Here is a 12,660-nt window from a genome sequence, read left to right as displayed (position 1 = left end):
TTTCCAGACTTGTATCTAAAGTTTAATTTTGGAGAATTGGTGTTAACAGTAATTGTATTGAATGCTAGGTTTACTGGTATCAATAGTAAGATCAGTTTGTTAACTGGACTTCAAAAGGTAAGCCCAAGAGCAATTGCAGTAAATAGAAACTGGCACAAGATTTGTACCAGTTTTACAAGTGGCATTGAACAGATTAGTTTACTTATTCATCTGGAAAAGTCTGTACCTTGCCATCAGGACTGAGAACAACTCGAATTCTGACATTTTGTCCGCCTCTATTAGCGGAAACAAAAGGTTTACCAACTTCAGGCATCCCAGTGCTATCAACGAATTCTCTTGCTGCCTTATTAAGGGGAAAAATTCGTTCAACTGTGCCGTCAACGCTGACTATCAAACTGTACTCTAATGTTTGTCCTAGTCCAGTGGGTGGTTGCCAACGCTTTGTTAAGTATTCTCTCGCTTCTGCTACTTGAGGTGTATCAAATAATGTGCCAGTAGCCACTTCTGTGGATCTGGTGGGTTTTCGTCCGTCCCCTAATTGATCGATAAAAGGATTATTTTCCGCAGTTCTAGAGGAGGGAACTTGTGAAGCAGGTTTCTCTCCTGGAGAAGGTTGCTGTAGGGAATTGATTCTTTCGTCTAATTGTTGTGAGTTTAGTGAGGAGGGTTGGGTAGGGGTATTGCCACGATTATTATTGGGTACAGTGTCAAGAGACGGGGGGAGGATTGGTGAGATATTAGTTGGTAAGCTGCCTGCGTTAGAAGATAGTCTAGGTGGCAAATTCCGCAGCTGAGGGAGAGCACCACTTTGGGAATTTAATCCTGTAGGGTTCTGTCCAAGATTTGGTAATATGGCAATTTCCTGGCCTGGGATTTTGGTAGATGGTGCGTTAGCGAAGCTCGCCGGAGGCATCGCTCGATTCCTGGGAAGGTTTGCTGTCTTCCCTTGAGGTATTGTCAGTGCATTATTTGGTGGAAATAGAGGTGGCGGTGTAGAGAAACTGGAACTAGGGGCTGTTAGAGGTGCTTGGGGTAAAGTTGATGTGGAAATTGGAGGGGTCGAACCTAGCAAATTATCTGATGGAGGGCTGAGTCCAGGTTCAGGTGTGGGAAAGTTTAATGAAGGTGAGGGTTGTAGAGCAGTCTTTACCGCTGCTGAATCTGATGTTTTGGCTGTCTGCTGCTTTTCTCTAATGTTGTTAGCATATTGCCAAGTAACTGGTAAAAAACCTACACCTATAACTAATACTGCGGCAATAGGTGCCCAAGCCGGGAACCTCAGACTCGAACTTGTGTTGTTGAGAGTTGGGAGTGCCATGACATCAGTCGAGTATTCATCTAAAGCACTTGCCAAATCAAATAGTTGCAGCAAACTGAGTTGAATTACGGGGCCAGATGAGTAGTTGGCAAGAGAACCAAGAAATAGGTTATGAGTTAAATAGCTGCTTGGTTCTAAGTGGATATTTGCCCCTGAAATCTGGGCATTAAAGGCATTTAATGTTTTTGTTGAAGACTTTAATTCCGGCTCATCCAGTGCTGTGCTTGACTGCTGAGTACCGGAGAAACTGACCCAAAAGCTTTCTGGAGACTGTTGGAGAAACTGCTGTACATAGCTTGTGACAGCATCACATAAAGCTTCGAGTTGCTCGCGATCGCCCCGAATTGGAATTCTGTGTTCTTCTGGGAGTCGGGGATCATCAAAACGTAGCTCAAAGCTCAGGTGTTTAAGGACTGTTTTCCCCATCCAACGGGACAGAGGTGAGCTTTGCGCGAATACTTCTAGCGTGCAAGTCGGGGGTGTGTAGCGACGAATGACAGAATTTGATAGAGGCATGGCAGGAACTGCGAGGAAGACTATTTGGGATTTTGCAAAAAATTGAGCCACTTGCTTGCAAAGAAAAGTTGAAACGGCGGATTCCTCCACTCAGAACTTTGTAAAGTTCCTTCCCTTATGCAAACTGGCGTGCAAGGAGGAAGCAGTGCTGATAGCGCATCGCCCAAGAGCTAACGACCATCAAAAGAGTTTCCTGACCGAGCAAACAAATCACAAGCGAATTTTGGTTGAGGAATTTCAAATCTAAAATTTAAAATTTTGTTGAACGGTCTATAAGTGCTAGCCAGAGACGGCGATGCCCACCAGGAGCACTGTAAAAAAGTAAATCTACAAGCAGTTTTAGTGCCAGGTTTGTTAGTAAATCCGTTGAGATTTGCTCATCCTCTTCCATCCGCTCTTGGTAGGTGTTGCAAAAAGCATCAATATAATCTCCAAGTAAAGCAGCCTGGTGAGGTTCCCGGTTATTTTCTGCCATTTGTTCCAACAGACCGACAGCGCGGCGAATCAATTCCTGGTGCTGTTTGGCTAAGTAGCAGATGATCAGAACAAGTGATCGCGCTTCTTCAACATCTAGCTTTTTTCGCCCTCCTTGACCTTTGCGTAGGGGATTTGATTGGCGCAATCGCCATAAAGCTACGCGGTCTGGCACTCTTGACTCTAAATTCAGATCAGTTGCCGCCGAAAGCATAGCCTCTGAACCAATCCCAGTTAAGGTTTCTAGCGCCAACAGCACTAAGTCTAATTGGGTTTTAATATTGTCCCATTGGACTGTGTTTGGGGCTGGAAGCTTGATTAAATCCTCCCACTGGGAATTTGGAGTGGCTGAGTTGGCGGCCGAGTGCATAACTTTTAGCATAGGTGATCAAGCTGATAGGGGATGTTGCTGTTACCCATTTTGAAACCAGACTCTTAAGCATCAAGCTTGGTTTCCTCTAGCTATGAGCCAGAAGCTTCAGCTAGCTTTTTTCTATGTGGTAAACAGCAGGTATCTTTGTCCTACTCTAGATGAAAATTTATTTTCGACAAAGTAGAAAATTATCAATTCTAGTTAAGGTTTACCCAACTTTCGCTGCTAGCTCCGTACAAGAGTATAAATAAACTATTGTTTTGAATGCTAACCGCTAATTATCGCTAATTAATTATGTAGAATACCTCCTAATTTGTTTGCGGTTTTAAATTTTGAAGTTTCTTGATGTTTATTATTTGGTCTTTATGTATACATAATTACTATACAAATCTTTTGCCTGTTTGCTAAAGATGCTGTTGCTGCTGGACAAATACCACCCCATTTTCGCTTATATGCAGCCTGTTATTTCAGGACAGGCTGGGCAACATCAGGACGATTGATGCCTCTATAAAACTGATGACAAACTTAAAAATTTGATAAAGTCAGCGTTTGAAGATGTTGACCAATTGATTTTTTCCAACTTAGTTGGTACTATGACTCTAGCCGCAAACTACGCACATATTCAGAACTCATTTATAAACTTGATGTGTAGATGTAATAGTTGAGACGGTTACTGCAATCCATACTTAAGTATTGGTTTGAGATAACTTACTGAGTATAAATAGCAGCCCAATAAATATAACAACTATGAAAAAGCATTTTTTCGCCTTTTCACTGATAGCTTGTGCTATCAGTGTGATTCTGCCAACTCAGGCATTCGCGGTTAAGCTATATGGTGCTGGTAGTTTGCGGGATAGCCTTACAGAAGTAGCTGAATCTTTTAACGAGAAATATGGGATTCCGTTAGAAACGCGATTTGGCCCGTCTGGGTTAACACGAGAATTTATAGAACAAGAATTCTCCGAATTTACAATTAAGAGTAAAAATGGGAAATGTACAAATATACAATAAGTAGCCAGTCGTAAAGAATAATGTACCAACTTCTTAATAAAGAAACTTGCAAACAGTAAAGATTAGTTGGTATTTTCCCAAAAGATTCTGAGGATTACCATTTGCAAGTGAACTTTATTTTATATGAGCAACGGTAACACCACTGCCACCATCTGCTTGTTCTGCTGGTTCGTAGGTCTTCACTCTGGGATGCTGTTGCAAAAATGCGTGAACTCCTTGTCGCAGTTTCCCAGTACCATACCCGTGAATAATCCAGACTGGGCCTGTAGCTTCCGAAATAGCTTTATCTAAAATATATTCGGCATCAGCTACTCGTTTTCCACGCAAATCGATGGTATTTTTGGAAGTCCGAATTTCTGGGACAGCTGGCGGTGGGGGGGTTACTGCTGCTGGGGCTGGTTTGGCTTTAACAACTGGTTCGGGTTTTTGACCATCTAGAGATTCTACATCTTGCAACTTCACGTTCATCTTCATTAGCCCAAAGCGAACGCTTAACTCGCCATCTTCATCAGGGGCTGTGATCACATCCGCTATCTGTCCTAATTTTGGAATGCGGACGCGATCGCCTATTTTGGGCATAAACCCAACTTTTGGTTTTGCTGGCGTTGCTGGTTGATATTGCTGGCCAATTTGATTCAAAGCATTAGTAGCTTGCTGCGCCTCTTGGGCTGTGGGCGTACCTTTCTGCAAACGACGGATTACTTGGGCAATTTCACCTTTTGCCTGAGCGATCGCTTGTTGCACTGCTACTTCCTGTGAAGCCCGCAAACTGCTTTCCCTCTCCTCTAAACTTGAGGCTTTTGCCGATACTTCTTTATATAAACGTTCTGCTTGCTGCAACAAACTTTGGGCTTCCGCAGCTTTGGTTTCCTGGCGGCGGCGTTGTGCTTCTAAGCCAGCAATCACCTGGTTAACCTCATCTGTGGCCTCTCCCACTTGGGTTTTTGCCTCTTCTACCACTTCTGGTTTTAATCCCAAACGGAGGGCAATGGTTAAAGCATTAGAACGTCCAGGTATGCCCCACAGCAGACGATAAGTAGGCGACAGAGTACTTTCGTCAAATTCTACAGAAGCATTTTCAAACCGCTCATCTTCGTATTTTAGGGCTTTTAGTTCGCCGAAGTGAGTGGTGGCAATAGTTAGCTGGGAGTGGTTGGCGAGATATTTCAACAAGGCGATCGCTAAGGCACTACCTTCTACTGGATCGGTGCCTGCGCCAACTTCATCAAGTAAAACGAGTGATTGGGGAAGGTGGGGCCCCCTCTGGGGATAAGGGGTAATGGGGATTAGGGATTGGGGATTAGGAATTTCCTTTTCCTCAGTCCCCAGTCCCAAGTCCCCAGTCCCAATTCCCCATTCCCCATCTCCTAATGCTTCTAAAATCCGACTAATCCGGCGGATGTGTCCAGAGAATGTGGATAAACTTTGCTGCAATGATTGTTCATCGCCAATGTCTGCCAACACCTGATCAAACCAAGGTATTTCTACTGGTTCGCGGGCGGGGACAAATAAACCCACTTTGGCCATTAATGCTGCTAATCCCAAAGTTTTTAAGGTTACAGTTTTACCGCCAGTATTTGGCCCGGTAATCGTCACTACCCGAATTAGCGGGTTTATCAGCAAATCTACAGGAACTACTGGTTGCCCTTGTTCGTGCTGTTGCTGCCACACTAACAGAGGATGTCGTAAATTCCGCAAGGTAATGATTTCACTGTCTTCCCGCTGGATAAATCGCGGGGGATTTGCTCCTAGCCAGTAACTATATCGCGATCTAGCGGTTGCCAGATCCAAAGTGGTAGCGATCGCTAACAACCTCTCCAAATCTGGTTTGACTGCGGCTACAAGTTCTGTCAAAATGCGGCGAATCGCTTCTTCTTCGGCTTGCTCTCTCCTGATGATCTGCCGCAGTTGGTTGCCTAGAGGCACTACTGAATTAGGTTCCACATACAGAGTGGCACCACTGGTAGAGGTATCGTGGACTATACCGGGGATGGCATCTTTTTGGGGTGCTTTTACGGGGATAACAAAGCGATCGCTGCGTTGCGTAATTAGCTGTTCTTGAACTGCGCCAGATTTTGCCTGTAAGATATTTTGCAGCTTTTGAGTAATTTGGCTGCGTAATCGCCGCAAGTCTGTGCGAATTTCTCCCAGTTTTTGACTCGCGCGGTCAGTTACCTGGGCCCGTTCATCAATACAGCGGTGAATTTCCTGTTCTAGTTCTGGATAAGTCCGCAAATCGGCAACCAAATCAGTCAATATCGGCAAATCTTCTTGATTGTCAATGACACGGCGCAAATTTCTGGCACCAGCGAGGGTGGTGGCGATCGCTAACAGTTCATCCCCTGTCAAAATTCCACTGCGTTCTGCCCGTTCTAGGGAATCGCCAATATCTTGAATTCCCTCAAATGACAGTCCCGTAGTTAGGCGAGTTTCCAGTTGGTAGACTTCTTTGGTTTGCTCTAACAACTGTTCGCTTTGGATCTGAGAATCGGGTATTTTCAGATGACGCGCAGCTGTCGCCCCCAGCTTAGTTGCCGCAAAAGTGGCGAGGTGCTGGCAAAGGCGATGCCATTCTAATAGTTCTAAGGTTTCAGATTGGATCAAGGTTTCAACATCTAATCTGAAATTATCGTAACAATTCTAGCTCCTAGATGGATAAATCTTAAAGGAGAAAATTTTGCTTCAGTCAATAGTCTGTCAATTTTGGATTCGGATGCCAACGCCCCGAATCCAAAATCACTCTTGGAAACTGAGCAATGGGTTCCGGTTGACTGCTTTTATTAGCTCTCTTGACCAGAATCCGCGGAATTTAGTTAAGCAGCGACTATTTCTTGTGCCAGAACATAAGGCTGGACGATGAGAGTATTAAATCGCTTACTACGCTCAAGATTCCATTCTCCCACCTGTACTGTCGTGGGTTTGGTAATCAATAGCTCATCAATCCACTGTTCCACTGATGGAATATTATCGCTGGCGATCGCTACTCCAACATCCAGCAAGTTTAACTCAAGTGCCACCAAAATTACTGCATCTCGTTGTACATGAGGAATTAGCCATTCCCACTCTGCCTCATCCAAAATTTCTGTTAATTCCGCTCTTAAATCCGACATTACTTCCCAATGTTTATTTTTAGATGGCTATTTTTACATTATTCACTAGTTCCTAGTTCCTGACAAATGACCCATGACAAATGATTAATGACTAATAACTAAACTTCAGATTTCATTTCATCAATTTCAAATAAAGATACAATTACTCCAGCAATGGGAATAGATATAAAAACACCTAACAACCCTGCTACTCTAGCGCCTACTAGCAAAGCAAAAAATACCACTACAGGATTAAGATTCAGCGCACCTTGCATAATTCGGGGCGCAATCAAGTTGTCTTGTATCTGCTGGAGGACAATACAAGCTATCAATACTTTCAATGCTAACCAAACACCTTGAGACAATACAAATAAAGTAACTGTGCTTACTCCTAATGTCGCTCCTATTCCAGGAATGATATCAACAATTCCGACTATTATTGACAATATCAAAGCAAAAGGTACTTTTAGTATTAAGAAAACGAGGAAAGTCGAAGTTGTGAGAAATGCGCTTAATAATAACTGACCTCGAAAAAATCCTAAAAAAGAACGTCTGATTATATTTGTAAATCTATGGCGGCGCTGCTTGGGTACTATCTTTATGATAAAATTCCACAACTTGTCTCCATCTAGTAACATGAAGAAAGCCACAACTGCAATCAATATAAACGTTACAAAGTTGGTCATGAACCCTTGTAAAATAGCTAAACTAGTTACAAGAGTTGATACAGCCTGATTCCGCAATTGTTCTTCAATAAAACTTAAATCTATCTGCAAATTACGGCTTTGTAAAATTCCTTCTAGTCGCTCTAATAAAGGTACTAGAGAATTTAAAAACCTAGTTATACTATCAATTAATTGTTGTCCTTGAGATAAAACCGTTACACTCACGGTAATTATCATACTGCCAATAATCACAATACTGAGCAAAAAAACCACAGCAACAGCTACACTGTGGGGCAAAAAACGCCGCAGCCACTGTACAGGATAACTGAGCAAAAAAGCTAAAATTGCCGCAAATGTAAAAATAACAATGACCGCTTCAAAGTAAGCTAAAAGTTGTATAATTGCCCAACCAGAAGCAACCAAAAGCAAAAAGCGGACTAACGCCAGATTATTTAATCGCTCCCAAAAATTTTTGGCTTCAAAGCCGCTCATATCAATTTTGTATTTTGTATTTTGTATTTTAGATTTTGGATAAAAAGCATTTACTAAAAAGCTGTTCACAGAAAAATAATACTATAGGACTAGTATTTAATTTTTCAAATATACATAGTGTGTGTTATCACCGAGAGGACATCACCAATACCATAAGCTTGGAATGGTGCGTTAAGCTCCGCTAATATAGCCTAGAAGACTACTGAGATTTTTGAAAAACAATTTAGGGTTCCTATCTCTCTCAAATTTGCCTTATATTAACTTGATATCAATAGGCACTGTTCCTTATTAATGTGAAATAGGATCACTTCATCGCTAGAGCGCGTTGACCTTCAATATATAGAGGCTAAGGAGCGATCGCTACCTCCCTAAAGCATATATCTGAGCTTGTCTAATTCATCGTCCTAAATCATGCATCTCGTTAATTACCGTGGCACATTTTTGTGTCAACGCCTCTAATTCCTCTTTATTACTGGAAGTGGGGGCATCAAGCAAGTTACCAATTCTCACTGTGATGGGAACTGTGCGAGGTAGAGACGATCCTTTTTGTAAAATCTCCTCAGTACCCCACACACTCACCGGTAATATTGGGGCTTTTGCTTTCGCCGCCAGCAGCAATGCGCCTCTTTTCGGGTCTGTAATTCGACCATCTGGGGTGCGAGTCCCTTGCAAGAAAACACCGACAGCCCAACCGTTATTCAGATATTCTAGGGCGGAACGGATGGCATTGCGATCGGCACTTCCCCGACTCACGGGGTAAGCACCATACAATTTAATCGCTTGCGCCAAAATGGGGATATTAAATAACTCTTCCTTAGCCATGTACGCCACTGGACGACGTACACAATTGGAGACAATCGGCGGGTCAAAGTAACTAGCGTGATTACTCACTATCAGTAGCGGCCCTGATTGGGGGACATTTTCCGTACCATAAATCTGGCCCCGAAAGTAAGCGTGAAGCATGGGGCTGACGACTGACCATTTAAAGGCGTGGTAAAGTGCCAGACTGATAAACGGTTCGCGGTTTTTGTCCACAAAAGATAATGCAAATCAACTGAATTTAGCATAAGCGATCGCAAGGCCCAGAGCAAACGCAAAAAGCTGTTGATATAAATTGCTTCACCCATCTGGGAACACTAAATCTAGAAATCTTTAGGATTTAGCATTATGGTTAGCACTACAGTCAGTATTCTTGGATATAAAGTTAGCGAATAACTCTACAATGGTTCTCGAACGCTAGTTTATCGTGCCTGAGGAAATTAAGACCAGTCCTAACCGAATTATAATTAAAACCGAAAATAAAGGTGTGAAAATTTCTATTGCTGATACTGATAAAGGAATAAATGAAGAAGTGAAACAAAAGATTTTTAACCATTTATTTACTACAAAAACTGTGGGTAAAGGGATGGGATTAGGATTACTTATCGCTCCTCAAATCATCGAATAAACCCATAGTGGTAATTAAGTTTTAACTCTGTTTTCGATAAAGGTACAGAATTTGTAATTGAAATAAAGTTGTAAAAAAATTAAACAGGTAAATCAGCTGCACTCTGGATATTTTGTAATATTAAGTCAGGGGTATTACGTTTAATCAAGCCAGTTAGTACTTTACCAGGGCCAATTTCGAGCACTCGCTGGATACCGTTAGCTGATAATTGCAGAGAGATTTCTCGCCATCTTACAGAACCAGTCATTTGTTTGTTCAGGCGCTGCTTTAAAATCTTGGCATCAATAGATGCAATTGGTTCTACATTAGACAACACTGGCACAATAGCTGGCTGAAATTCCACAGATTCTAAAATGTCTTGGAATTCCGCAGCCGCTGGTGCTATTAAATGTGAATGAAATGCTCCAGAAACTTTGAGTGGAATCGCACGCTTGGCTTTAACTTGAGTCATCACCGCTTGTACAGCTTCAGTTGTACCTGAAATTACCACCTGAGCTGAACTATTATCATTTGCTACTACCACATCAGGCGTTTGGGCAATGACTTTTTCTAACTGTTCGCGGTCAAAGTTCATCAAAGCTGCCATCATCCCAACGACGGCACTATCCATGAGTTCTGCACGACGCTTCACCAAATATAAACCAGTTGACCACTCAAAGACACCCGCTATATAAAGGGCAGTATATTCTCCCAAACTGTGGCCAGCAACTAAATCTGGCTGGTGTCCACGTTCTAGAAGCAGATCAGCAAGAATGCTTTCAACCACATAAAGACTTGGCTGGGTATACACCGTCTGTGATAACTTTTCTTCTTCGCTTTGGCAAATTTCAGTTACAGACCAACCCAAAATCTCCTCAGCTTTGGCAAGCTTGTCTTTAGCGGATGGTATATCTAATAAGTCCATTCCCATTCCCAGCGCTTGGGAACCTTGTCCGGGAAACACCCATGCAGTTTTTGTCATTGGTCATTTGTCAGTGGTCAGTGGTCATTTGTCATTGGTCATTGGTCATTGGTCATTAACAAAGGACAAATGACTAATGACAAAGGACAAAATAATTTATCTTCCCCATTGAAAGATTGCCGCACCCCAGGTAAGACCGGCACCAAAACCGGATGCAGCAACGATGTCATTAGGTTTAATTTTGCCTTGCCGGACTGCTTCATCTAAAGCTAAGGGGATAGAAGCAGCTGAGGTATTGCCATACTGGGCGAGATTACTGATAACTTTATGTTCTGGGATATTTAGGCGTTGGGCAACGGCATCGATAATCCGCTGATTAGCTTGATGCAACAGTAGCCAATCTATTTGATCAACGCTGAGATTAGCTTGAAACAAGGCTTTATCTATGATTTCTGGCACTTTTTGCACAGCAAAGCGGTAGACTTCTTTGCCGTTCATCGTAATCGGTTGGTAAGTGCCTTTGGTGATATTTACACCTGGGAGTATTTCTTGGGAAGCGCCTGCATAAGCAAGGTTGAGGTGATGGTTTTGAGTGCCATCACTTTTAAGTGCAAATCCTAATAAGCGATCGCTTTTGTTAGCCTGCAATACTACTGCCCCTGCACCATCACCGAACAATACACAAGTGCGCCGATCTTGCCAATCTACCCAGCGAGAGAGGATATCTGCCCCTATCAACAGTACATTTTTATAGACACCTGTTCTAATGTATTGGGCTGCTGTAACCAGACCAAACACAAAGCCAGAGCAGGCAGCTGTCAAGTCAAAGGCTACTGCGTTGGTAGCTCCCAATTGAGCCTGTACTTGACAAGCACTACCAAACAAATCATCAGGGGTGGAAGTCGCCAGCAGAATCAGGTCTAGGTCTTCTGGTTTAATCCCCGAAGCTGCGATCGCCTGATTGCTGGCAGCAGTAGCGAGTACACTCAAGGACTCAGACGGCAGCGCTAATCGCCGTTGACAAATTCCCGTTCTTGTGGTAATCCATTCGTCTGATGTTTCAACTAGTTCACTTAATATCTGGTTGTGTAAGGAAGTTACTGGTACTGCCGAGCCACTTCCGGTAATTGCTATGCCTAAGTTTTGCACTCCTAATCTCCCAAGCTATCAGCTTTTTGTCCTTTGTCTTTTGTCCTTTGTCTTTTGTCATTTGTCCTGCCCTTCGGGAAGCCGCTGGCGCGTCTATGTCAGTTGTCCTTTGTGCTTTACAAATGACTAATGACCAATGACTAATGACTAATGACCAATGACTAATGACTAACCGCTCTCGCGCTCTAGGATATATTGGGACTGAATTCGTTGTATCACCTGGTTGTCAACAGCTTCTTTTGCCATGCGAATTGCATTAAAGATTGAAGGTGCTTGTGAGCTACCGTGACCGATAAAACAGACTCCTGCCACGCCTAACAGCAAAGCACCACCATGTTCTGCATGATCCATTCGCTGCTTAATCCGCTTCAGGTTTGGTTTTAAGAGTGCTGAACCGATTTGACCATGCAATCCTTGGGGTAATTCTTCCCGCAGAATTTGCAGAATCACTTCTCCGACGGCCTCGGCAAATTTTAATAATACATTGCCCACAAAGCCATCGCAGACAATTACATCAAAGCGACCGGAAAGTACATCACGCCCTTCAGCATTGCCAATAAAATTAATTTGGGAATTTTCGCGTAGCAGTTGGTGGGCGCGGACGGCTGCATCATTGCCTTTAGAGTCTTCTTCACCGATATTCAGCAAACCCACCTTCGGTTCAGTTGTACCCAAGACATACTCACTGTAAGCCGATCCCATGACACCAAACTGTTCTAAAAACTTGGGACGGCAATCTACATTTGCGCCCACATCAAGTACCAGCACTGGCTTACCAGCAATAATCGTGGGAAAAACAGTCCCTATGGCTGGGCGGTCAATTCCCGGCAATCGTCCTAAGCGGAGCAAAGCTGATGCCATAGCTGCCCCAGAGTGGCCAGCAGAAAACACGGCATCTGCCTTTTGCTGCTTGACTAAATCCATCGCCACATTAATAGAAGCCTTGCGTTTGCGTCTAACTGCATTTAAAGGCTCCTCATCCATAGCGATCGCTTCCTCAGCAGTCACGATCTCTACCTGCCCTAAACTTGTTTTTGATGGCAAGGCAGCTTCTATTTGTTGGGGATCACCAACCAACAATATATCTACACCCAATTCTTCCCGTGCTCGCAATGCGCCAGCAACGATTTCACCGGGTGCGTGATCCCCTCCCATTGCGTCAATTGCGATCCGTACGCGAGTCGATCCCATTGCTCACAGCTTCTAGAAACCTTACAAATTTTAC

The 12,660-nt window shown here is 43.3% G+C and carries 11 protein-coding genes; 2 read left to right on the top strand and 9 right to left on the bottom strand.

Going from position 1 to position 12,660, the window contains the following annotated elements; translation table 11 throughout:
- Window positions 1–202 precede the first annotated feature (202 nt).
- Both HWQ44_RS04340 and HWQ44_RS04335 read right to left on the bottom strand, forming a co-directional pair.
- The gene (locus HWQ44_RS04340) at window positions 203–1,834 is read right to left on the bottom strand and encodes a DUF4335 domain-containing protein (RefSeq protein ID WP_292715331.1); all 1,632 of its coding nucleotides are present in this window, start codon (window positions 1,832–1,834) and stop codon (window positions 203–205) included.
- Between the two features lie 250 nt (window positions 1,835–2,084).
- Window positions 2,085–2,690 (bottom strand): DUF3038 domain-containing protein, encoded by a 606-nt coding sequence (locus HWQ44_RS04335; protein WP_069069205.1) that lies wholly within the window; start codon window positions 2,688–2,690, stop codon window positions 2,085–2,087.
- Between the two features lie 738 nt (window positions 2,691–3,428).
- Between HWQ44_RS04335 and HWQ44_RS04330 the strand changes: the two genes are divergently transcribed.
- Window positions 3,429–3,692, top strand: a complete 264-nt coding sequence (locus tag HWQ44_RS04330; RefSeq protein ID WP_292715327.1) for a hypothetical protein — start codon at window positions 3,429–3,431, stop codon at window positions 3,690–3,692.
- Window positions 3,693–3,806: 114 nt separating this feature from the next.
- Here the strand turns inward: HWQ44_RS04330 and HWQ44_RS04325 are convergent, their stop codons facing one another.
- From HWQ44_RS04325 to HWQ44_RS04310, 4 genes are all read right to left on the bottom strand, one after another.
- A complete protein-coding gene (locus HWQ44_RS04325; protein WP_292715324.1) occupies window positions 3,807–6,296 on the bottom strand; it encodes an endonuclease MutS2 in 2,490 nt (829 codons plus the stop codon).
- A gap of 209 nt (window positions 6,297–6,505) precedes the next feature.
- On the bottom strand, window positions 6,506–6,802 hold the full coding sequence (locus HWQ44_RS04320; RefSeq protein WP_292715322.1) for a DUF2288 domain-containing protein: 297 nt from the start codon (window positions 6,800–6,802) through the stop codon (window positions 6,506–6,508).
- Between the two features lie 98 nt (window positions 6,803–6,900).
- Window positions 6,901–7,938 (bottom strand): AI-2E family transporter, encoded by a 1,038-nt coding sequence (locus HWQ44_RS04315; protein ID WP_292715320.1) that lies wholly within the window; start codon window positions 7,936–7,938, stop codon window positions 6,901–6,903.
- Between the two features lie 396 nt (window positions 7,939–8,334).
- Complete coding sequence (locus HWQ44_RS04310) at window positions 8,335–8,973, bottom strand: 1-acyl-sn-glycerol-3-phosphate acyltransferase (protein WP_292715318.1); 639 nt, start codon at window positions 8,971–8,973, stop codon at window positions 8,335–8,337.
- Between the two features lie 211 nt (window positions 8,974–9,184).
- Between HWQ44_RS04310 and HWQ44_RS04305 the strand changes: the two genes are divergently transcribed.
- Window positions 9,185–9,385 (top strand): ATP-binding protein, encoded by a 201-nt coding sequence (locus HWQ44_RS04305; RefSeq protein WP_292715315.1) that lies wholly within the window; start codon window positions 9,185–9,187, stop codon window positions 9,383–9,385.
- A 79-nt stretch (window positions 9,386–9,464) separates the two neighbouring features.
- Here HWQ44_RS04305 and fabD read toward each other — a convergent pair whose 3' ends face one another.
- The 3 genes from fabD to plsX form a co-directional block, all read right to left on the bottom strand.
- Window positions 9,465–10,346, bottom strand: a complete 882-nt coding sequence (gene fabD, locus HWQ44_RS04300; RefSeq protein WP_292715312.1) for an ACP S-malonyltransferase — start codon at window positions 10,344–10,346, stop codon at window positions 9,465–9,467.
- A gap of 96 nt (window positions 10,347–10,442) precedes the next feature.
- On the bottom strand, window positions 10,443–11,435 hold the full coding sequence (locus HWQ44_RS04295; RefSeq protein WP_292715310.1) for a beta-ketoacyl-ACP synthase III: 993 nt from the start codon (window positions 11,433–11,435) through the stop codon (window positions 10,443–10,445).
- A 168-nt stretch (window positions 11,436–11,603) separates the two neighbouring features.
- Window positions 11,604–12,626, bottom strand: coding sequence for a phosphate acyltransferase PlsX (gene plsX, locus HWQ44_RS04290; protein ID WP_292715308.1), 1,023 nt, complete (start codon window positions 12,624–12,626; stop codon window positions 11,604–11,606).
- Window positions 12,627–12,660: the final 34 nt, after the last annotated feature.

This window comes from Nostoc sp. JL34 (assembly GCF_017114945.1).
GTDB lineage: Bacteria > Cyanobacteriota > Cyanobacteriia > Cyanobacteriales > Nostocaceae > Nostoc.
This window is presented reverse-complemented; position numbering and strand designations above follow the sequence as displayed.

Coding starts and splice junctions, on each gene's coding strand:
- HWQ44_RS04340 (WP_292715331.1), bottom strand. CDS start 1,834: ATGCCTCTATCAAATTCTGTCATTCGTCGCTACACACCCCCGACTTGC.
- HWQ44_RS04335 (WP_069069205.1), bottom strand. CDS start 2,690: ATGCTAAAAGTTATGCACTCGGCCGCCAACTCAGCCACTCCAAATTCC.
- HWQ44_RS04330 (WP_292715327.1), top strand. CDS start 3,429: ATGAAAAAGCATTTTTTCGCCTTTTCACTGATAGCTTGTGCTATCAGT.
- HWQ44_RS04320 (WP_292715322.1), bottom strand. CDS start 6,802: ATGTCGGATTTAAGAGCGGAATTAACAGAAATTTTGGATGAGGCAGAG.
- HWQ44_RS04315 (WP_292715320.1), bottom strand. CDS start 7,938: ATGAGCGGCTTTGAAGCCAAAAATTTTTGGGAGCGATTAAATAATCTG.
- fabD (WP_292715312.1), bottom strand. CDS start 10,346: ATGACAAAAACTGCATGGGTGTTTCCCGGACAAGGTTCCCAAGCGCTG.
- plsX (WP_292715308.1), bottom strand. CDS start 12,626: ATGGGATCGACTCGCGTACGGATCGCAATTGACGCAATGGGAGGGGAT.